Origin of the sequence: Avibacterium gallinarum, from assembly GCF_002921135.1 — a bacterium.
In the GTDB taxonomy this organism is placed as follows: domain Bacteria; phylum Pseudomonadota; class Gammaproteobacteria; order Enterobacterales; family Pasteurellaceae; genus Avibacterium; species Avibacterium gallinarum.
Genome location: NZ_PQVJ01000054.1, coordinates 19,422 through 39,785 on the forward strand (window position 1 = coordinate 19,422; position 20,364 = coordinate 39,785).

Consider the following 20,364-nt stretch of genomic DNA (forward strand, 5'->3'; position numbering starts at 1 on the left):
TTTTCAAACAGCCTTGTAATGATTTGCAAGGCTGTTTTTTTATTTGCTTACAGCAGTCAAATTAACTACACTATGTGCGCTTTTTGGGGTGCGCTTTTTAAGGCACGCTTTTAGCAAACTTCCTTTCTTAACACTTTAAAGGCTACCCGTGAGTAGCAAAAGGACATCTATGAACAACAAAGTAAATGATTATGGCTGGAAAGCCTTGATCGGCTCTGCCGTGGGCTATGCAATGGACGGCTTCGACTTACTCATTCTCGGCTTTATGCTCAGCGCAATTTCTGCGGATTTAGCCCTATCAAGCGCACAAGCAGGCTCTTTGGTTACTTGGACATTAATCGGCGCAGTGGCGGGGGGCATTACTTTTGGCGCATTAAGCGATCGTTATGGCCGTGTGCGAGTATTAACGTGGACAATCGTGCTATTTGCCGTGTTTACTGGCTTATGTGCGCTCGCACAAGGTTATTGGGATTTATTAATTTACCGCACTATTGCAGGTATTGGTTTAGGTGGTGAATTTGGTATTGGAATGGCATTAGCAGCGGAGGCTTGGCCTGCTCGCCATCGTGCAAAAGCCGCTTCTTATGTGGCATTAGGCTGGCAAGTAGGCGTGCTAGGTGCAGTGTTACTTACACCATTATTATTGCCAATCATCGGCTGGCGCGGAATGTTTATTGTGGGTATTTTCCCTGCTTTCGTGGCGTGGTATTTGCGGGCAAAATTACACGAGCCAGAAATTTTTACTGAAAAACAGACCGCACTTTCCGCTACGGCACAATCGAAATGGCAGGCATTCCGTCAATCTTTCCAATTATTAGTGAAAGATAAACAAACCGCCAAAGTCAGCCTAGGAGTGGTGGTGCTGACTTCCGTACAGAATTTTGGTTATTACGGCATAATGATCTGGCTACCTAATTTCTTGTCTAAACAGCTTGGCTTTAGCTTAACTAAATCTGGCGTTTGGACGGCGGTAACCGTATGTGGAATGATGAGCGGCATCTGGATTTTTGGGCGCCTTGCGGACAAAATCGGACGCAAACCAAGTTTTCTGCTTTTCCAACTTGGCGCCGTAATCAGTGTGATTACCTACTCACAACTGACCGATCCAAACGCAATGCTGATTGCAGGAGCCTTTCTCGGAATGTTCGTAAATGGAATGATGGGCGGCTACGGTGCATTAATGGCAGAAGCTTACCCAACTCAAGCCCGAGCAACTGCACAAAATGTGCTATTTAATATCGGGCGTGCGGTTGGTGGTTTCGGCCCTGTGGTCGTCGGTGCTGTGGTGGCAAGTTATTCGTTTTCCACCGCGATTGCGTTCCTTGCGCTGATTTATGTAATCGATATGATCGCCACCATTTTCTTAATTCCAGAATTGAAAGGCAAAGCCTTGGATTAATCGGTAAAAATGATGAGTTGTTTGGTTATGCTCATCATTTTTTTTTCTGGATTGACAATTCCTTACATTTAACCCATAAATTTCTGCTCAAAAAATAAGAATATCCGTTATAATCATTCGCTTAACATAAAAAGAAAGAGATAACAACGATGATACGCTTTGAAAACGTCAGCAAGGCTTATTTAGGTGGCAAGCCAGCCTTGCAGGGATTAAACTTTCATCTTCCGGTTGGGAGTATGAGCTATGTTCTCGGGCATTCTGGCGCGGGGAAAAGTACCCTATTGAAACTTATTATGGGTATGGAGCGTGCCAATGGCGGGCAAATTTGGTTTAACGGACACGATATTACACGCCTGTCTAAACACGAATTGCCCTTCTTACGCCGCCAAATTGGTATGGTGCATCAAGATTATCGTCTGCTTGCCGATCGTTGTATTGTGGATAATGTGGCGTTGCCGCTTATCATTGCAGGAATTCACCCAAAAGAGGCGCAAAGCCGAGCCTTAGTGGCGTTAGATCGCGTTGGCTTGCGTGATCGTGCTAATCACTTACCAATCCATTTATCGGGTGGTGAACAACAACGTGTCGATATTGCTCGCGCCATTGTACATAAGCCACAATTATTGCTCGCTGATGAGCCAACAGGCAATTTAGATAACGCCCTTTCGCTGGATATTTTTAATTTATTTGAAGAGTTTAATCGTCTTGGAATGACCGTGTTAATTGCCACGCACGATATTAATATTGTTCAGCAAAAACCAAAACCTTGTTTAATTTTAGAACAAGGCCATTTACGTTAGGGCTTGTTGATAATTCATTGTGCATTTGAGTTATCGTTTAAAATTAGCGCAATCGCGGCGCCGTTCAAAACTAAGAATGGTTCTCTTAGTGAGAACGGTAACAAAGAGTGCGCTAATTTTAAACCTAACCCGAAGGGCTGAGGCTATTTTTCGTGATAGCAATGTTGAATGTGGTTCGTTTAGCCTAACTAAACGTCCGTGCGTTCGCCTTGTTCTCACAAAAAATAGCCATCAGCTCAAATGTACAATGAATTATTAACGAACCCCAAGGAAAGCCCAATGAGTTCTCGTCCAATCAATGCTTCTTGGTGGGTACAAACCCATTATGTGCTAAGAGCCGTGCTGGCAGATCTAATTAAGAAAAAATATGCGACCTTATTAACCATTCTTGTTATTGCCGTTTCGCTGACTGTGCCAACGGTGAGCTATTTATTGTGGAAAAATATTCATCAGGCCACCACGCAATTTTATCCTGAAAGTGAACTAACGGTTTATTTACATAAAAATCTTACGGAAGCCGATGCCAATTTAGTGGTGGAAAAAATTCGCCAACAAGCTGGGGTGGAAAGCCTGAATTATGTTTCTCGCCAAGAGAGCCTTAATGAGTTCAAAAATTGGTCTGGTTTCACTGAGGGCTTGGATATTTTAGATGATAATCCACTGCCTGCGGTGGTGATTATTAAACCTGCCAAGGACTACAACGAAAGTCAAAAACGCAATGAGTTGCGGGAAAATCTCGCCAAAATTAAAGGCGTACAAGAAGTGCGTTTAGACAATAATTTAATGGAAAAACTCACCGCACTTTCGTGGCTGATTGCTCATATTGCAGTGGTTTGTACCATTTTGATGACCATTTCTGTTTTCCTTGTAATTGGCAACAGTATTCGTTCTGATGTGTACAGCAATAAAGCCAATATTGAAGTAATGAAACTGCTTGGCGCAACGGATCAATTTATCCTACGCCCTTTCCTTTATACCGGCATAATTTATGCCGTGCTGGGCGGATTATTTGCCTGCATTTTCAGTGCCATTGTGATTGGTTATTTCACCAGTGCGGTGAAATATGTAACAGACATTTTCGCCGTAAACTTTGAGCTACACGGCATAATGATCGGTGAGTTGCTCTTTCTGCTCGCAATGTGCGCGCTGGTGGGCTACACCGCAGCTTGGTTATCAGCGAAAAAATACAGCTAATCTTTACGTTTTCTTTGTGCTTTCTTTTAATCCCCTTTGCTCTATGACAAAGGGGATTTTTCTTTTCCTTTCTAGTTTCTTTCCGATTTTTTCAATGAGCGGTCAGTGAAATTAAAAATTCTTTGTTGAAAGATCAATTATTCGCAACTTTTTTTAGAAAAACGCTTGCTTTTGTTTACGCTATCTTGTACGTTTTTTTGCACGGTTTAACGTAATTAATTTCCTGTGAATTAAAGCTGAATGGTTATTTCTTTTACCCCTTTTTCTGTGCATAATTCACTCAGATTTTATTTTCAACACAACATTACTTATAAGGAAAATTTTATGCAAAACGTTGGTTTTATCGGTTGGCGTGGAATGGTTGGCTCGGTGCTAATGGATCGTATGCAACAAGAAAATGATTTCGCGAACATCAATCCTATCTTTTTCACCACTTCACAAGCAGGTCAAAAAGCGCCTGTATTTGCAGGTAAAGATGCAGGCGTGTTAAAAGATGCCTTTGACATCGCTGAATTACAAAAATTAGATATTATCGTTACCTGCCAAGGTGGTGATTACACCAACGAAGTGTATCCAAAATTAAAAGCAACCGGCTGGAACGGCTATTGGATTGACGCTGCTTCTGCATTGCGTATGGACAAAGATGCCATCATCGTGCTTGATCCAGTAAACCAAAACGTAATCAGCGAAGGGCTAAAAAATGGCGTGAAAACCTTTGTTGGCGGAAACTGTACAGTAAGTTTAATGTTAATGGCGCTAGGCGGTTTATTTGAACGTGATTTAGTGGAATGGGTATCTGTTGCCACTTACCAAGCGGCTTCTGGTGCGGGCGCAAAAAATATGCGTGAATTATTGGTGCAAATGGGTGAATTAGAAGATTCTGTTAAAGCAGAATTAGCCGATCCCGCTTCATCAATTTTAGACATTGAACGCAAAGTAACCGCAAAAATGCGTGATGCGTCATTCCCGATTGATAACTTCGGCGCACCACTTGCAGGCAGCTTAATTCCTTGGATCGACAAATTATTGCCAGAAACAGGGCAAACTAAAGAAGAATGGAAAGGCTACGCAGAAACCAACAAAATTTTAGGTTTAAGCGACAATCCAATTCCAGTGGACGGTTTATGCGTGCGTATCGGCGCATTACGCTGCCACAGCCAAGCATTCACCATTAAGTTGAAAAAAGATTTACCATTAGACGAAATCGAGCAAATTTTGGCTTCTCACAACGAATGGGTGAAAGTGATTCCAAACGACAAAGAAACCACCTTGCGTGAATTAACGCCTGCTAAAGTAACAGGTACATTAAGCGTACCAGTGGGACGTTTACGCAAATTGGCAATGGGGCCTGAATATCTTGCTGCTTTCACTGTTGGTGACCAATTATTATGGGGCGCAGCAGAACCTGTTCGCCGCATTTTAAAACAGTTAGTGGCTTAATTTTTAACTAACAAAACTCATAGAGAAGCACCGCATGGCTGAAAATAAAGTGCGGTGCTTTTTTTTGTGAATTTTTTAAGGCGGATTGAATGGGTAACCTGTGTTATTTTCCTTTGAATGTTGATCTGGCTGCTGGACAAAAATAATGAAAAAAAAACACCGCACTTTAAAAATGTGAGATTTTATCAACAAGCAAGGAAGTCTGATGTGGCATTAATGTTCTATCTTTCTTGCACGCTTTCCTTTATGATTGGGACATCTTTGTTTTATTGATGGTAAGCTGATGTCAAATTGTCTACACCGAGAACCCCATTTTTGTCGCTTTGCGTTGCAGCAATTAATGCCCTTTGTGGATCAATTTCCTATCCAATATTTAACGGGTAAACAGGGTTGCCAAATTGCCTATCGCCATTTTTTGCACGCCGAAAGCTCGCCAAGTGCGGCGCGAAAATTGATGATTTTAGTCAATGGACGGGCGGAGAATATGCTGAAATGGTCGGAGTTGGCTTATGATTTTTATCAGTGGGGTTATGATGTGCTGCTTTTCGATCACCGTGGGCAGGGCTATTCGCAGCGTCTATTGGCGGATAAAGACAAAGGCTATATTGATGAATTTCGCTTTTACTGCGAGGATATGGACGCGGTCATCAAGCAGCTCACTCAGCATTCTGATTATTCGCAACAATATCTGCTCGCTCATTCTTTAGGCTCGCTAATTTCGGCTTATTATTTAGCGAACTATGATCATCATATTCAAAGTGCCGTGCTTTCTTCACCATTTTTTGGCTTGCCAACCAAGCATTTATTACGCGATGAGCTGATTATTAATTTGATGATGTTATTCGGCCAAGGGCAACGCTATGTGTTCGGCAAGAGCGCCTATAAACCCGCCAATCTGGATCAAAATGAACTCAGTTTTTGCAAAACCAGAATGAAATGGATGAACCGCATTAATCGTTATTTTCCCGAATTAAGCCTTGGTGGACCAACGTTCCGCTGGGTGCATTTGTGTTTAACCGCTATTAAAGGGCTGGAAAAAATTTTGTCGCGCATTGAAATTCCCGTTTTAGTTTTGCAAGCTGGCAAAGAAAAGATCGTAGAAAATGCACAGTTGGAAAAATTGGTCGCCTGCTTGCCAAAAGGGCAACTCATTACAGTGGAAAATGCCAAGCACGAGATTTTGTTTGAACGGGATAAAATTCGCGCCGAAGCCTTAAGCGCGGTGCAAGCCTTTATTTCCAATAACGGTACAACAGCACGCCAAATAGCGTAAACAGCAGACTGCCGCCAAGATGCAAAGTAATAATTGCCAGCGCAGATAGCCATTTTTCCGTTAAAAAATCATTCACTACTTCAGCGGAAAAGGAAGAAAAGGTGGTGAGGCTGCCTAAAAATCCAGTGATTAAAAATAATCGCCACTCGCTAGAAACTTGCGGATATTGCCAAAGTAAAGCGATCAAAATACCGATAAAAAAACAGCCAAGATAATTGGCGATAAGCGTGCCAAAGGCAAGAAAAGAAAACAGCGGATTTAGCAATTCGCTCAAGCCCCAACGGGTGCAAGCGCCCATTACAGCACCGCTGCTTATGATGAGTAAAGATTGCCAAATCGCCATTTTTTACCTGCTTTCTAACTTAATACACGCCAAAAGTAGCACGCAAATAGCTCGCTACTGCTTCGTGGCGGTTCAAGCCAATTTGCTCTAACTGCGGACAAGCCAGCACCAAGCGCGGATCGGCATTGCCCATAATGCAACCTTTGCCTACTTCGCTGAGCATTTCTATATCATTCATACCATCGCCAAAGGCAATGCACGCGTTCAAGCTATATTCACGCCCCTGTACCACTTGGGCAAGTGCGGTAGCTTTTGACACGTTTTTATTCATAATCTCTAAACACTGCGGCGTGGAATAGGTAATATAAATCGCATCGCCAAAACGCGCTTTCAAATGCGCTTCAATCGGGGCGAGATCAGCGGGTGTGCGTCCAATAAAAAATACTTTCTCCGTGCCACGCCCGTGGTGGTGCTGGAAATCCACCACCTGATAGCTAAAGCCAGAATCTTGATGATATTTCGCCAACTCGGGCAAATCTAAACTAATAAACCAGCCTTCATCTTGATAGCTATTGACGAAAACATTTTTTTCATCGTACGGGGTTTGCATTATCTCAAGGGCAATGTCCTCAGGCAGACTGTTGCTTAATAACAATTCACCTTGCAGGTTATGCACCCTTGCACCGTTTGAGGTAATCATCACCGCGTTATCAAGCTTCACTTTACCGAGAATGTGAGCGACATCTTGATGACTTCGCCCAGTGGCAAGGATAACATCAATCTTTTTTTGTGCCAGTTTTTCAAGGGTTTCAATAGTAAAATCACCGATAACGTGATCCCCATTGAGCAATGTGCCGTCTAAATCTGAAACCACAGCACGAAATGGTCGATTTTGCATAGTCAAACTCCTTCAACAAAACGGGAATATGATAGCAAATTATGCGAAAAAATGACCGCACTTTTTATTTTCCTAGGAAAACGATTGCGAAATGTAAAAAATTCCTTGATTTCTATTTTGAATGTGGTATCAATAACAGCATTAAAAGCGGAATGCTTAAATCGGATTCAGACAATGACAAAATTTTATTCTCTTATTGGCATTATTATTAACCTCGTGGTGGTGAACACTGCGGGGTTTTGGCTTGCTAACAAATAGAATAAATTTATAACTCAATTTGTATATAGAAAGCCCCTCGCAGAGATCTTCGAGAGGCTTTTTTTATAGCGATTAATAACCAGAAAGGTGGAATATGAACGGTGCAAGATTAGTAACGGAGTGCTTGAAAGCACACAATGTGGATATTGTATTTGGCTATCCAGGTGGGGCGATAATGCCAGTTTATGATGCCATTTATGATTCGGGTTTGGAGCATTTGCTCTGTCGCAATGAGCAAGGCGCGGCAATAGCAGCTATTGGCTATGCCAGAGCCAGTGGGAAAACCGGGGTGTGTATCGCCACATCAGGCCCTGGGGCAACCAATTTAATCACGGGATTAGGCGATGCCTTAATGGATTCCATTCCTGTGGTGGCTATCACCGGCCAAGTTGCTTCACCATTGATTGGTACAGATGCCTTCCAAGAAGCCGATGTTCTGGGCTTATCCCTTGCTTGTACGAAGCATAGCTTTATTGTGCAAAGTATTGATGAATTGCCAGAAATTATCGCCAAAGCGTTCCAAATCGCACAAAGTGGTCGCCCTGGCCCTGTGCTTATTGATATTCCAAAAGATGTGCAATTTGCCGAAACCGATTTGCAACCTTTCACGCTTCCTGTGGAAAAACCGACCGCACTTGATCCTGCTGAATTGGAAAAAGCGGTAGAATTATTGAAAAATGCCAAACGCCCTGTGGTGTATGTTGGCGGTGGCGTGGGAATGGCGAACGCCGTGCCAGCCTTGCGTGAGTTTTTAGCCACCACAGAAATTCCAAGTATTTCCACCTTAAAAGGCTTGGGCGCAATTTTGCCTGAAACCCCTTATTATATGGGAATGATTGGTATGCACGGCACCAAAGCCGCCAATTTAGCCACGCAAGAATCTGATTTATTGTTAGTATTTGGCGCGCGTTTTGACGATCGTGTAACAGGCAAATTAGACACCTTTGCGCCGCACGCTAAAGTGATTCATTGTGATATTGATGTGGCAGAATTAGGTAAGTTACGCCGTCCAGATGTGGCGTTGCGTGGCGATTTAAGCGAAGTTTTCCGTGCCTTAGCAATGAAATTAGATTTGGCAGATTGGCATAAAGAAATCAATAAGTTAAAACAAGATTTTGATTTCCGTTATGCAGAAAATCAGGGTAAACAACCGATTAACCCTTGGTGGTTGCTTAACACCGTTTCTAATCAAAAAGCGAAAAACGCCATTGTGGTTACCGATGTGGGGCAACATCAAATGTGGTCAGCACAGCATATGAAACATTATGCGCCTGAAAATTTCATCACTTCAGCGGGATTTGGTTCAATGGGCTTTGGCTTGCCAGCAGCGATTGGTGCGCAGAAAGCACGTCCAAATGATGATGTGATTTTAATCACTGGTGATGGTTCATTAATGATGAACGTGCAGGAACTAGGTACAATTAAACGTGGCAAAACGCCGGTAAAAATCATTTTATTAGACAACCAACGCTTAGGAATGGTGCGTCAATGGCAAACCCTATTCTTCCAAGCGCGCCATAGTAATACGATTTTAGATGACAACCCTGATTTCGTAACCCTTGCTTCCGCCTTTGACATTAAAGGCGAGCGCATTGAATCTGGCGAGGAAGTGCAAGCGGCATTAGATCGCTTATTCCACGCGGAAGGCGCTTATTTATTACATATTTGTATCCCTGCAGAAGAAAATGTGTGGCCACTTGTGCCACCAAATGCCTGCAACGTGGATATGCTTGAAGAATAATAGAAAAGGAATTGTGGGGAAAATTATGCAACAGTATGAATTATCAATCCGCGCCAACAGACGCCCAGAAACCTTAGAGCGTTTATTACGCGTAATGCGTCATCGCGGTTTTGAAGTGATTAAATTACAAACTGAAAGCCAACACCAAGAAATTGCCTTGCACGTTGTGGTGCAAAGCGAAAGAGCGGTGGAATTATTGGTAAATCAATTAGTCAAATTGCCTGATGTATTCGAGGTAAAACAAGGCTATCAATGAAAACATCTGATACTCGCGGTAACCTATCATCCAAAAGGATCGTAATTCGCCGCTACAAAATGGATGATGATTAATATCAACGTATTATTTATAAAGTGCGGTGGATTTTTTGTAGGAAATTATTGAAATGAATATCCGTTTTTCAACTCCAAAAGATAGTGTTGCCATTTATCAGCTCGTCAAGCAAGCGTTTAAAAACGCAGAACATTCTGATGGCACGGAGCAAGATTTGGTGCAACGTTTATGGACAAGTGATTCTTTTATTCCTGAACTCTCGTTAGTTGCGGAACAAGATAAATGTTTACTTGGCTACATTTTATTTACACGGGTTACTATTGGTGAAGATCAAGCTTTAGCACTCGCACCGCTTGCCGTTTTGCCAGAATTTCAGCGGCAAGGCATTGGGAAAAAGTTAATTACTGCAGGGCATCATTATGCCAAACAGCTTGGCTATTCTCATATTATTGTATTAGGCGATCCGCAATACTATGGAAAATTTGGTTATCTTCCTGCAAGCCAATTTAATATTTATCCGCCTTTTGAGGTACTTGATCACTATTTTATGGGGATAAAATTAGATTTATTTGCACAAGCTCTTGAAGGCGTTGTGCAATACGATAGCGCATTTCAGTTAGAAAGTTAGCTTACACATTTATAACAAAGATAAAAGTTGGAGAGATTATGCCTAAATTACGTTCCGCGACCAGCACACAAGGTCGCAATATGGCAGGGGCGCGTGCGTTATGGCGCGCCACAGGAATGAAAGAAAATGATTTTGGTAAGCCGATTATCGCCGTAGTCAATTCTTTCACCCAATTTGTACCGGGCCACGTTCACTTAAAAGACATTGGGCAATTAGTGGCTCAACAAATTGAGCAAGCAGGCGGTGTAGCGAAAGAATTTAACACCATTGCCGTTGATGATGGCATCGCAATGGGACACGGCGGAATGCTGTATTCCTTGCCTTCTCGCGATTTAATCGCCGACAGTGTGGAATATATGGTAAATGCTCATTGTGCAGACGCGATGGTGTGTATTTCTAACTGCGATAAAATCACCCCAGGAATGTTAATGGCAGCGTTGCGGTTGAATATTCCGACCATTTTTGTGTCTGGCGGCCCAATGGAAGCGGGCAAAACCAAATTATCCGATCAAATCATCAAATTAGATTTGGTGGACGCTATGGTGCAAAGTGCGGATAAAAATGTGTCAGATTCTGATGTGGAAGCCATTGAGCGTTCTGCCTGCCCAACTTGTGGTTCTTGTTCAGGAATGTTCACCGCAAACTCAATGAACTGCTTAACCGAAGCCTTAGGCTTAAGCCTACCGGGTAACGGTTCTTGCTTGGCAACCCACAAAGATCGTAAACAATTATTCTTAGATGCGGGCAAACAAATTGTTGAACTTTGCCAAAAATATTATCAGCAAGATGATGAATCCGTATTGCCACGTTCCATCGCCACTAAGCCTGCATTTGAAAATGCAATGAGCTTAGATATTGCAATGGGCGGCTCAACTAATACCGTATTGCATTTATTGGCAGCGGCACAAGAAGCGGAAGTGGATTTCACTATGGCAGACATTGACAGACTTTCTCGCCGCGTGCCTTGTTTAAGCAAAGTGGCGCCGAACACTGCCAAATATCATATGGAAGATGTGCATAGAGCGGGTGGAATTATGGCAATTTTAGGCGAGTTAGATCGTGCAGGATTGCTTGATAACCAAACTCGCACCGTATTAGGTTTAAGCCTAGCTGAGCAAATTTCCAAATACGACATTATGCTCACTCAAGATGAAGCCATTCGTGAATTCTATCGCGCAGGGCCTGCGGGCATTCGTACCACACAAGCCTTCTCACAAGATTGCCGCTGGGACAGCCTTGATGACGATCGCGAGAACGGCTGTATTCGCAGTAAAGCCTTTGCTTATAGCCAAGACGGCGGATTAGCAATGCTTTCCGGCAATATCGCCTTGGACGGCTGTATCGTTAAAACCGCGGGAGTTGATGAATCCATTTTAAAATTCACAGGAAAGGCAATTGTATTTGAAAGCCAAGAAGATGCGGTAAACGGTATTCTCGGCGGCAAAGTGCAAGCAGGACACGTTGTGGTTATTCGTTATGAAGGGCCAAAAGGTGGGCCGGGTATGCAAGAAATGCTTTACCCAACCAGCTATTTAAAATCAATGGGCTTAGGCAAAGCCTGCGCATTATTAACTGACGGCCGTTTTTCTGGCGGTACATCAGGCTTATCTATCGGACACTGCTCGCCAGAAGCCGCAGCAGGCGGGACAATCGGCTTGGTGAAAGACGGCGATACCATTGAGATCGATATTCCAAATCGCTCAATCCAATTAATGGTATCGGAACAAGAATTGAGCGCACGCCGCGCAGAGCAAGATGCGAAAGGCTGGAAACCAGCAAATCGTCAGCGTGAAGTGTCTTTCGCACTCAAAATGTACGGTTATTTCGCCACTTCGGCGGATAAAGGCGCGGTGCGAGATCGTTCCAAATTAAGCGACTAAATAAAATGGCCGCACGAGATAAATTAAAGTGCGGTCGTTTTTTCGCAAATTTTTATAATTTCTGCCTAAATTTAGGCATACAAGGAAAGCAAAATGCAAAAAATGCTAAAACAGCATATTAAATTTTTCACCAGTTTGATCTTGGTGATTCTCTCTTTTATGGCATTTCGTCTGCTCTCGCAAGGCGATATTAGTACCGATCTCATTTATTCTTGGGATATGGGAATGAGCCTGTATTTATTTTGGACATTCTGGACAATTCGCCAACAACATCGTCATCGCGAACAGATGACCGCAGTGCTACAAGAGCGCCAAGCTGGGACAAAAGCAATGTTCGTCATCGTGAGCGTGATTATCGGTGCTTGTATCGTGGCATTGGTTCGCTTAGTGAGCATTGCGCAAAATCTTCCACCAATGGAAAAAGCGTGGCATATCACTTTAGCGATTATTTCCATTTTCCTTTCTTGGTTGGTGATTCATATTCTGTTTGCTATTCGCTATGCTCATTTGTTCTATCACGCGAAAGTCAGCGGCGAGCCAATGCCACTGCAAATTCCGCAGAGTAACGGGCAAAATGGCTATCAAACCGAGCCAAATTACTACGATTTTATCTACACCGCCTTGATTATCGGCACCTCAGCACAAACGGCCGATGTGATGTTTTCTTCAAGAGCGGGGCGAATTTTGGGCGGAATTCACAGCATTGTCGCCTTTATTTTCAACGTAACCGTGCTTTCCTTATTAATTAACATTATTTCTGGTTTTATTTAAGGATAATAAAATGACAACCCTTGCATTTAACAATCCAACTCCTAGCGGAGATGATTATTTAAAAACCATTTTGAAACTGGGATCTGTGGTGTATCAAGCCGCGCAAACAACCCCTTTGCAACCGATGGATAAACTTTCCGCGCGGCTGCACAATCAGGTTTTAATTAAGCGTGAAGATCGCCAGCCTGTGCATAGCTTTAAATTGCGTGGCGCTTATGCAATGATCGCCGCCTTGAATGATGAACAACGCCAAGCTGGCGTGATTGCGGCTTCTGCGGGCAACCACGCGCAGGGCGTGGCGCTATCTGCCAAATTATTGGGCTTGAAAGCGTTAATCGTGATGCCACAGAATACACCGAGCATTAAAGTAGATGCGGTGCGCCGTTTTGGGGGCGAAGTGCTACTTTACGGCGCAAACTTTGATGAAGCCAAAGGCAAGGCAATTGAACTTTCTAAAAGTAAAAATATGACGTTTATTCCCCCTTTCGATCACCCTTTAGTGATCGCAGGGCAAGGGACATTGGCGCTTGAATTGTTACAACAATCGTCCAACATCGACCGCGTTTTTGTGCCAGTGGGCGGGGGCGGCTTAGCCGCAGGGGTTGCCGTGCTAATCAAACAATTAATGCCAGAAATTAAAGTAATCGGCGTGGAAAGCAAAGATTCAGCCTGCCTGTATCAAGCCTTAAAAGTCGGACAACCAGTGGATTTAGAGCGAGTGGGCTTATTTGCCGATGGCGTGGCAGTAAAACGCATTGGCGATGAGACTTTCCGTTTATGTCAGCAATATCTTGATGATGTGGTGCTGGTGGACGGCGATGAAATTTGTGCTGCAATGAAAGATATTTTTGAAAACGTACGCGCAATTGCAGAGCCGTCAGGGGCGGTGTCGCTGGCAGGGCTAAAAAAATACGTCAAAGAAAATAATATTCAAGGGGAAACCTTAGTGAATATTTTATCGGGCGCCAACCTGAATTTCCACACATTGCGTTATGTGTCTGAGCGTTGCGAAATCGGTGAAAAACACGAAGCAATGCTTGCGGTAACTATTCCCGAAGAAAAAGGCAGCTTCTTGCGTTTTTGCCATTTGCTTGGCGATCGTGCCGTTACGGAATTTAACTACCGCTATGCGGATCAAGCGCAAGCCTGTATTTTTGTCGGGGTGAGAATTCGTGGTGAAGATGAGAAAAATGAAATCATCGCGCAGTTGCAACAACAGGGCTATTCCGTGATGGATCTCTCTGATGATGATGTGGCGAAAACTCACATTCGTTATATGATCGGCGGACGCTCATCAAGCAAGGCGAAAGAACGCTTATACAGCTTTGAGTTTCCAGAACAAAAAGGTGCGTTACTTAAATTCCTTGAAATGCTCGGCACGCACTGGAACATCTCACTGTTCCACTACCGCGCTCACGGCGCAGACTACGGCAATGTGCTTGCAGGCTTCCAATTAGATGAAAACGATGAAATTCGCTTCAACGCCCATTTGGAAGAATTAGCCTATACTTATCAAGACGTTACCAACAGCCCAGCGTATAAGTATTTTTTGGGATAAGTTAAAACATAAAAAGAAAAACCACGGCAACGAAAGTGCGGTGGTTTTTTTATGCATTTTTACGAATAAAAAGAAAGGGAGGTTTTGCCTCCCTTTGCTTTAATCAGCACATTAATGTCCTTTCGCTCTGCTTGCTTAGTCCATAATGTGTTTTGCTCTTTAAGGATTAGTAAACGCCTTGTGCTAACATTGCATCTGCAACTTTTACGAAACCTGCGATGTTTGCACCAGTTACGTAATTGATGTTCGCTTGGCCTTCCACTGTACCGTATTTTTTACAGTTTGCGTGAATGTCGAGCATAATTTGTTTTAATTTTGCGTCCACTTCTTCCGCTGTCCAGTATAGACGTTGTGAGCTTTGCGCCATTTCTAAACCAGATGTTGCCACGCCACCAGCGTTTGCTGCTTTACCTGGGCCGAATAATACGCCTGCTTCAAGTAATGCGTCTGTTGCTTCGATAGTGGTTGGCATATTTGCGCCTTCAGCCACAAGTTGTACGCCATTGGCGATTAATTTTTGTGCGTCAGCAAGGTCTAGCTCGTTTTGGGTTGCACAAGGTAAAGCAATGTCTGCTTTCACGCCCCAAGGACGCTCGCCTGCAACATATTGTAAGCCGAATTTTTCTGCGTAATCTTTCACACGTCCACGTTGTACGTTTTTGATTTCCATTAACGCAGCTAATTTTTCTGCTGTGAAGCCCGCTTCATCATAAACATAACCAGAGCTGTCAGAACAAGTAACCACTTTCGCACCAAGCTGCAATGCTTTTTCAATGGCATATTGCGCTACGTTACCTGAACCTGAAACCACAACGGTTTTGCCTTGGAAAGATTGATTTTTTTCTTCAAGCATTGCTTGTGCGAAATAAACTAAGCCGTAACCTGTTGCTTCTGGGCGAATTAGGCTCCCACCGAATGACAATCCACGCCCTGTGAATACGCAACCTGCTTGGTTTGATAATTTTTTCATCATACCAGCAAGATAGCCCACTTCACGACCGCCAACACCGATGTCGCCTGCTGGCACGTCTGTGTCTGGGCCAATGTGGCGATAAAGTTCGCTGATTAATGCTTGGCAGAAGCGCATTACTTCGCCGTCAGATTTGCCTTTAGGATCAAAGTCTGAACCACCTTTACCACCGCCCATTGGCAATGTAGTTAATGCGTTTTTGAAGATTTGCTCAAACCCTAAGAATTTTAAGATAGATTGGTTTACCGATGGGTGGAAACGCATTCCGCCTTTAAATGGCCCGATTGCGCTGTTGAATTGTACGCGGAAAGCACGGTTTACTTGCACTTGTCCTTTGTCATCTGTCCACGCTACACGGAATTGGATTAAACGCTCTGGCTCAACAAGACGTTCCAAAAGCGCTTGCGAACGATATTGTGGATTTTTCTCTAAGAATGGCCAAATTGAAGTGAACACTTCACGCACCGCTTGTAAAAACTCTGGCTGGTGTCCATCGCGTTGTTCAACTTTGGCTAAAAATTCTTCTAATGAGCTAACTTGTGACATAGTTTACTTCCTTTATGTGTGTATGATGTTGATAAATTTATTATTAGAATGGCTAAAGTCTGGCGTTGCAGCCTTTAGATAAGCCTCAGAAACCGGCTTGAGAATTACTATGCAACAAAAAGGGGGAATATTGCAAATATTTTTTTATAAAAAATTATTTTTTATGCGAGATTTGATGATTATCAAAAAAGTGCGGTGATTTGTAAAAAATTTCTAAAAAAAACACCGCACTTTAAGAAATGAACTAGAAAAGATGAAGGTTTTTAATTCCTTCTACAATAATTTCAACGCCTAGCGACATCAAAATTAAACCCATAATACGGGTGATGACGTTTGAGCCAGTTTTGCCTAATTTCTTAATTAATGGCTCAGAATAGCGTAATAAGATGTAACAACATAAGCCAAATAGGGCGATGGTGAGTGATGTGTAAACATAATCCATCACGGTTGTTTGATTTGAGCCAAACACGATGGTTGCACTGATTGACCCCGGGCCTGCCATAATTGGCATTGCTAGTGGCACAACGGCGATGTTGTTGTAATCGTCAAAGTTTTCCGCTTTTTCTTCTTTATTGATTTTATGATCACCGATTTTACCGTTAATCATTGTGAGTGCGATCATTGCCACCAAGATCCCTCCCGCAATGCGGAAAGAGTTAATGGAAATATGAAAGGCTTCTAAAATCATATTGCCAAAGAAGAAGCTGACCAACAAAATGACAGAAACAGAAAAACAAGTAATCAACCCTGTTCGATTTTGTTGAGCGGGTGTTTGGTCGGTCGTCATTGAATAAAAAATTGGAATAACCCCAATCGGGTTTACCAAGGCAATAAGACTGACAAAAAATTGAATATAAATTGCGAGATCCATAGATAGAATAAAATAGTGAAAATAGGGAGGCTATTATAGGATTGATTGAGCAAATCAACAAGAAAAGTGCGGTGGTTTTTTGCTGAGAAAATAGCAAAGCCGCAGAAAAAATAATGCCCCTGAATCCTCAGGGGCGATGGCATAAAATTGAGTAAAGAAGAAAGGGATTACCAGCCCTTAACTACGCCGTCTTTGAAGTATTTTACCGCTTCTTGGTACACTTCATCAGTTTGGTAAGCTTTCACGAAGTTTTTCACCGCATCGCTGTCTTTGTTGTCTTCACGCGCAACGATAATGTTCACATAAGGAGAATCTTTGTCTTCCACAAACACGCCGTGTTCTTCAGTGTTTAAGCCTACTTGACCTGCATAAGTGTTGTTCACCACAGCTAAATCTACATCATCTAACGCACGCGCTGCAACTGACGTATCCACTTCTTTAATTTGTAGATTTTTCGGATTTTCTACGATGTCTAAAGAGGTTGCGAATAGGTTAGTGTTATCTTTTAATTTAATTAAGCCTTGTTTTTCTAATAAAATTAATGCGCGCGCAAGGTTACTTGGATCATTTGGCACAGCGATGATCGCGCCGTCTTTTAACTCGTTCACGTTTTTAATTTTTTCGAATAACCCGCTAATGGATACACGAAAGTGTTACCCACAATTACAAGATTTTTGTAGCCGTGTTCTTGCGAATCTTTATCAAGATAAGGTTTGTGCTGCATTGCGTTAAGATCTAAATCACCGTTGCTTACCGCTGGGTTTGGTAATGAATATTCGTTAAACTCAACGAATTCCACATCTAAGCCATATTTTTCTTTTGCTACTTTCGCCGCAATTTCAGCCACTTGATGCTCAGGGCCAGACATTACGCCCACTTTAATTTTTTGTGCGGCAGGTTGTGCTGCGGCGGTTTCGGTTTTTTTGTCATCTTTACAAGCAGTTAGCGCTAAAACTGATGAAAGTGCTGCAACAGTGAATAATTTTTTAAAGTTCATTTTACTTTCCTTTTTACTGAGTTAAGTTGATGTTGAGATTAACGATGATCGAAATGATCCGCTAATTTGTTACCGTATTTTTCGCATAACATCACGATAAGTACGATGATAATGGTGGAAACCCAAAGCACATAAGGCATATTACGGTGTAAGCCGAATGAAATTGCGGTGTTACCTAAACCGCCGCCGCCCACCGCGCCTGCCATTGCAGAATAACCAATGAGCGTAACTAAGGTGAGCGTCATTGCTTTAATCAGAATTGGTAAGGCTTCAGGTAAATAAAAGCGTGTTACCAACTGCCAAACGTTTGTTCCCATTGCTTTGGCTGTTTCCGTTAAACCCGTTGGAATATCGCCCAAGGCGTTTACCGTTAAACGTGCGTAAAATGGCAATGCGGCAACACTTAATGGAATAATGGCTGCCGTTGTGCCTAAGGTTGTGCCGACTAAGAAACGCGTTACGGGCATTAAATCGAAGAGCAAAATAATGAAGGGAATAGAACGCCCAACGTTAATAATCACTTCTAAAGTGCGGTTCAATTTTTTATTATTTAGGGTTTGTCCTTCTTTGGTTAAGAAGGTGATAATGCCCAGTGGCAAGCCAAATAGCACGGCAAAAAAGGTTGCTACAAGGCTCATATAAACGGTTTCAAATGAGCTATTGGCGATAAGCTGCCACACTTGTGGGGTAAGCTGGCGGGAAAATTCCGCACTAAATTCAGTCCACATAACCTAATACCTCCACACGAACATTATTTTCCATTAAATAAATCTTAGCTTGCGTAATGGCATCTTCATTGCCTTCCACTTCTGCGATGGTAAAACCAAATTTCACGCCACCGGCATAATCAATTTGCGAGGTGAGAATACTTAAATCCACCCCAAAACGTTTGGAGGCTTGTGAAAGCAACGGTGCGTCCACTGATCGACCAGTAAATTCAAATTTAATGATCGGCCAAGCATTTGGGTGTTTTGGCGTTGGCGATAATTTTTCCAAATATTCTTCAGGCAAATTAATGTGGAATGTTGAGCTAATAAATTGCTGTGCCAACTCGGTTTTAGGATTAGAGAAGATTTCACTTACCGAACCTTGTTCCACCAAACGCCCTTTATCAATCACCGCCACTTGGTCGCAAATGCGTTTTACCACGTCCATTTCGTGCGTGATCAACAAAATAGTGATACCTAAAGTGCGGTTGATTTCTTTTAATAATTTTAAAATTGCTTGCGTGGTAGCTGGATCTAATGCACTGGTTGCTTCATCGCACAGTAGCACCTTTGGATCACTTGCCAACGCACGCGCAATTGCAACACGTTGCTTTTGTCCACCTGAAAGATTGGCTGGGTAAACATCGCGCTTTTCACTTAATCCCACTAAGGAAAGTAGTTGTTCCACTTTTTGTTTAATATGGGCTTTGCTTTCACCGGCTAATTCCAACGGCAACGCGATGTTGCCATAAACGGTGCGCGAACTGAGCAAATTGAAATGCTGGAAAATCATTCCAATATTACGGCGTTCCTGAATGAGTTGGCTGTCGGACAGATGCGTTAATTCTTTGCCATCCACAATCACCGATCCTGACGTTGGGCGTTCCAATAAATTCACGCAACGAATTAGCGTGCTTTTCCCAGCTCCAGATGCGCCAATCACGCCACAAATTTGTCCTTTAGGAACGTGAAGATTGACATTATCAAGTGCGGTGATTTTTTTATCCGCAATGTCAAAAATTTTACTAAGGTTTTCTAGCTTAATCATATAAGCCCTTTCTAATATGCTTAAATTTAAGTTTTTTCGTATTTTAGACGTCTAGATTGCTATGTCAATATTTATTCACAACATTTTTAGAATGTTCAGCTATTAGTTAGAACAAAATTAAGTCATAATTGAGCGAAATAGCAAGATAAAGATAAACAAGGATCAAAATGTGAATAAAGCAATTTTTCTAGATCGAGATGGCACGATCAATATCGATCACGGCTATGTACATCAAATTGATGATTTCCAATTTATCGAAGGCAGCATTGAAGCCTTGCAGCAACTCAAAGCGATGGGCTATTTATTGGTGTTAGTGACGAATCAATCAGGCATTGCGCGCGGCTATTTTTCAGAACAACAATTCCTACAACTCACGGAGTGGATGGATTGGTCACTGGCAGATCGTGGTGTGGATTTTGATGGCATCTATTATTGTCCTCATCACCCAGAGGGTAAAGGTGAATATAAAGAAGATTGCGATTGTCGCAAGCCAAAGTCAGGAATGTTATTGCAAGCGATTAAAGAATTGAATATCGATCCCGCACAGTCTTTTATGGTGGGAGATAAAAAAGAAGATATGCAGGCAGGCAAAGGGGCGGGCGTAAAAACCTGTGTTTTGGTGCGAACAGGAAAAGCAGTAAGCGAAGAAAGTGAAAAATCTGCAGATATCCTGATAAATAGTGTAGCGGACTTGCCAGCGTTAATAAAAAAGCTTAAGAAATAAATCAAGTGCGGTAAAAATTTTGCTAATTTTTCACCGCACTTTGCCTGATAAAACAGCAGCGTGGTTTCAAAATAATCAGTTGCAATGATTTTTGGCATTTTTTGCGA

The 20,364-nt window shown here is 42.6% G+C and carries 19 protein-coding genes and 1 pseudogene; 13 read left to right on the plus strand and 7 right to left on the minus strand.

The features are described from left to right. Nucleotides 1–169 precede the first annotated feature (169 nt). The 5 genes from C3007_RS10790 (at nt 170) to C3007_RS10810 (ending at nt 6,106) form a co-directional block, all read left to right on the plus strand. Nucleotides 170–1,399 (plus strand): MFS transporter, encoded by a 1,230-nt coding sequence (locus tag C3007_RS10790; protein ID WP_103854424.1) that lies wholly within the window; start codon nt 170–172, stop codon nt 1,397–1,399. A 149-nt stretch (nt 1,400–1,548) separates the two neighbouring features. After that, entirely contained in the window at nt 1,549–2,199 is a 651-nt protein-coding gene (ftsE, locus tag C3007_RS10795; protein ID WP_103854425.1) for a cell division ATP-binding protein FtsE, read from the plus strand. Between the two features lie 279 nt (nt 2,200–2,478). After that, the gene (ftsX, locus tag C3007_RS10800) at nt 2,479–3,393 is read left to right on the plus strand and encodes a permease-like cell division protein FtsX (RefSeq protein WP_103854426.1); all 915 of its coding nucleotides are present in this window, start codon (nt 2,479–2,481) and stop codon (nt 3,391–3,393) included. A gap of 324 nt (nt 3,394–3,717) precedes the next feature. Beyond that, nucleotides 3,718–4,833, plus strand: a complete 1,116-nt coding sequence (asd, locus tag C3007_RS10805) for an aspartate-semialdehyde dehydrogenase (protein ID WP_103854427.1) — start codon at nt 3,718–3,720, stop codon at nt 4,831–4,833. Between the two features lie 283 nt (nt 4,834–5,116). Next, on the plus strand, nt 5,117–6,106 hold the full coding sequence (locus tag C3007_RS10810) for an alpha/beta fold hydrolase (RefSeq protein ID WP_103854428.1): 990 nt from the start codon (nt 5,117–5,119) through the stop codon (nt 6,104–6,106). On the opposite strand, the gene crcB is transcribed toward C3007_RS10810, so the two are convergent. Beyond that, nucleotides 6,066–6,449, minus strand: coding sequence for a fluoride efflux transporter CrcB (gene crcB, locus C3007_RS10815; protein ID WP_103854429.1), 384 nt, complete (start codon nt 6,447–6,449; stop codon nt 6,066–6,068). The two genes, C3007_RS10810 and crcB, sit on opposite strands and share 41 nt — an antisense overlap. Nucleotides 6,450–6,468: 19 nt before the next feature. Then, entirely contained in the window at nt 6,469–7,287 is an 819-nt protein-coding gene (locus tag C3007_RS10820; RefSeq protein ID WP_103854430.1) for a Cof-type HAD-IIB family hydrolase, read from the minus strand. An 84-nt stretch (nt 7,288–7,371) separates the two neighbouring features. Between C3007_RS10820 and C3007_RS11625 the strand changes: the two genes are divergently transcribed. The 7 genes from C3007_RS11625 to ilvA all read left to right on the plus strand — a co-directional run bounded on the left by C3007_RS11625 (nt 7,372) and on the right by ilvA (nt 14,394). Beyond that, nucleotides 7,372–7,545 carry a hypothetical protein gene (locus C3007_RS11625; RefSeq protein ID WP_165779992.1) on the plus strand — a complete coding sequence of 58 codons (174 nt, stop codon included), beginning with the start codon at nt 7,372–7,374 and terminating at the stop codon, nt 7,543–7,545. 94 nt (nt 7,546–7,639) lie between these two features. After that, on the plus strand, nt 7,640–9,286 hold the full coding sequence (gene ilvG, locus C3007_RS10830) for an acetolactate synthase 2 catalytic subunit (protein ID WP_103854432.1): 1,647 nt from the start codon (nt 7,640–7,642) through the stop codon (nt 9,284–9,286). A 25-nt stretch (nt 9,287–9,311) separates the two neighbouring features. After that, nucleotides 9,312–9,542 carry an acetolactate synthase 2 small subunit gene (gene ilvM / locus C3007_RS10835; protein ID WP_103854433.1) on the plus strand — a complete coding sequence of 77 codons (231 nt, stop codon included), beginning with the start codon at nt 9,312–9,314 and terminating at the stop codon, nt 9,540–9,542. 127 nt (nt 9,543–9,669) lie between these two features. Beyond that, nucleotides 9,670–10,185, plus strand: a complete 516-nt coding sequence (locus C3007_RS10840; protein ID WP_103854434.1) for a GNAT family N-acetyltransferase — start codon at nt 9,670–9,672, stop codon at nt 10,183–10,185. Between the two features lie 38 nt (nt 10,186–10,223). Then, nucleotides 10,224–12,065 carry a dihydroxy-acid dehydratase gene (gene ilvD, locus C3007_RS10845; protein WP_103854435.1) on the plus strand — a complete coding sequence of 614 codons (1,842 nt, stop codon included), beginning with the start codon at nt 10,224–10,226 and terminating at the stop codon, nt 12,063–12,065. A 93-nt stretch (nt 12,066–12,158) separates the two neighbouring features. Further along, complete coding sequence (locus tag C3007_RS10850) at nt 12,159–12,836, plus strand: DUF1345 domain-containing protein (RefSeq protein ID WP_103854436.1); 678 nt, start codon at nt 12,159–12,161, stop codon at nt 12,834–12,836. Nucleotides 12,837–12,846: 10 nt separating this feature from the next. Then, nucleotides 12,847–14,394 (plus strand): threonine ammonia-lyase, biosynthetic, encoded by a 1,548-nt coding sequence (ilvA, locus tag C3007_RS10855; protein ID WP_103854437.1) that lies wholly within the window; start codon nt 12,847–12,849, stop codon nt 14,392–14,394. A 166-nt stretch (nt 14,395–14,560) separates the two neighbouring features. Here ilvA and gdhA read toward each other — a convergent pair whose 3' ends face one another. The 5 genes and pseudogenes from gdhA to metN all read right to left on the minus strand — a co-directional run bounded on the left by gdhA (nt 14,561) and on the right by metN (nt 19,533). Next, nucleotides 14,561–15,910 carry an NADP-specific glutamate dehydrogenase gene (gene gdhA / locus C3007_RS10860; RefSeq protein ID WP_103854438.1) on the minus strand — a complete coding sequence of 450 codons (1,350 nt, stop codon included), beginning with the start codon at nt 15,908–15,910 and terminating at the stop codon, nt 14,561–14,563. 244 nt (nt 15,911–16,154) lie between these two features. Then, nucleotides 16,155–16,781, minus strand: a complete 627-nt coding sequence (locus C3007_RS10865) for a YchE family NAAT transporter (RefSeq protein WP_103854439.1) — start codon at nt 16,779–16,781, stop codon at nt 16,155–16,157. Nucleotides 16,782–16,948: 167 nt separating this feature from the next. Beyond that, a pseudogene (locus C3007_RS10870) lies at nt 16,949–17,778 on the minus strand (MetQ/NlpA family lipoprotein). Between the two features lie 38 nt (nt 17,779–17,816). Further along, nucleotides 17,817–18,506, minus strand: coding sequence for a methionine ABC transporter permease (locus C3007_RS10875; protein WP_103854440.1), 690 nt, complete (start codon nt 18,504–18,506; stop codon nt 17,817–17,819). Beyond that, entirely contained in the window at nt 18,496–19,533 is a 1,038-nt protein-coding gene (gene metN / locus C3007_RS10880; protein WP_103854441.1) for a methionine ABC transporter ATP-binding protein MetN, read from the minus strand. Before metN ends, C3007_RS10875 begins: the two co-directional genes overlap by 11 nt. Before the next feature lie 169 nt (nt 19,534–19,702). Here metN and gmhB point away from each other — a divergent pair, with 169 nt between their 5' ends. Further along, nucleotides 19,703–20,257, plus strand: coding sequence for a D-glycero-beta-D-manno-heptose 1,7-bisphosphate 7-phosphatase (gmhB, locus tag C3007_RS10885; RefSeq protein ID WP_103854442.1), 555 nt, complete (start codon nt 19,703–19,705; stop codon nt 20,255–20,257). Nucleotides 20,258–20,364: the final 107 nt, after the last annotated feature.

Coding starts and splice junctions, on each gene's coding strand:
- metN (WP_103854441.1), bottom strand. CDS start 19,533: ATGATTAAGCTAGAAAACCTTAGTAAAATTTTTGACATTGCGGATAAA.
- crcB (WP_103854429.1), bottom strand. CDS start 6,449: ATGGCGATTTGGCAATCTTTACTCATCATAAGCAGCGGTGCTGTAATG.
- C3007_RS10865 (WP_103854439.1), bottom strand. CDS start 16,781: ATGGATCTCGCAATTTATATTCAATTTTTTGTCAGTCTTATTGCCTTG.
- ilvA (WP_103854437.1), top strand. CDS start 12,847: ATGACAACCCTTGCATTTAACAATCCAACTCCTAGCGGAGATGATTAT.
- C3007_RS10875 (WP_103854440.1), bottom strand. CDS start 18,506: ATGTGGACTGAATTTAGTGCGGAATTTTCCCGCCAGCTTACCCCACAA.
- C3007_RS10790 (WP_103854424.1), top strand. CDS start 170: ATGAACAACAAAGTAAATGATTATGGCTGGAAAGCCTTGATCGGCTCT.
- ftsE (WP_103854425.1), top strand. CDS start 1,549: ATGATACGCTTTGAAAACGTCAGCAAGGCTTATTTAGGTGGCAAGCCA.
- C3007_RS10820 (WP_103854430.1), bottom strand. CDS start 7,287: ATGCAAAATCGACCATTTCGTGCTGTGGTTTCAGATTTAGACGGCACA.
- ftsX (WP_103854426.1), top strand. CDS start 2,479: ATGAGTTCTCGTCCAATCAATGCTTCTTGGTGGGTACAAACCCATTAT.
- asd (WP_103854427.1), top strand. CDS start 3,718: ATGCAAAACGTTGGTTTTATCGGTTGGCGTGGAATGGTTGGCTCGGTG.
- C3007_RS10810 (WP_103854428.1), top strand. CDS start 5,117: ATGTCAAATTGTCTACACCGAGAACCCCATTTTTGTCGCTTTGCGTTG.
- C3007_RS10840 (WP_103854434.1), top strand. CDS start 9,670: ATGAATATCCGTTTTTCAACTCCAAAAGATAGTGTTGCCATTTATCAG.
- gdhA (WP_103854438.1), bottom strand. CDS start 15,910: ATGTCACAAGTTAGCTCATTAGAAGAATTTTTAGCCAAAGTTGAACAA.
- C3007_RS10850 (WP_103854436.1), top strand. CDS start 12,159: ATGCAAAAAATGCTAAAACAGCATATTAAATTTTTCACCAGTTTGATC.
- ilvG (WP_103854432.1), top strand. CDS start 7,640: ATGAACGGTGCAAGATTAGTAACGGAGTGCTTGAAAGCACACAATGTG.
- ilvM (WP_103854433.1), top strand. CDS start 9,312: ATGCAACAGTATGAATTATCAATCCGCGCCAACAGACGCCCAGAAACC.
- ilvD (WP_103854435.1), top strand. CDS start 10,224: ATGCCTAAATTACGTTCCGCGACCAGCACACAAGGTCGCAATATGGCA.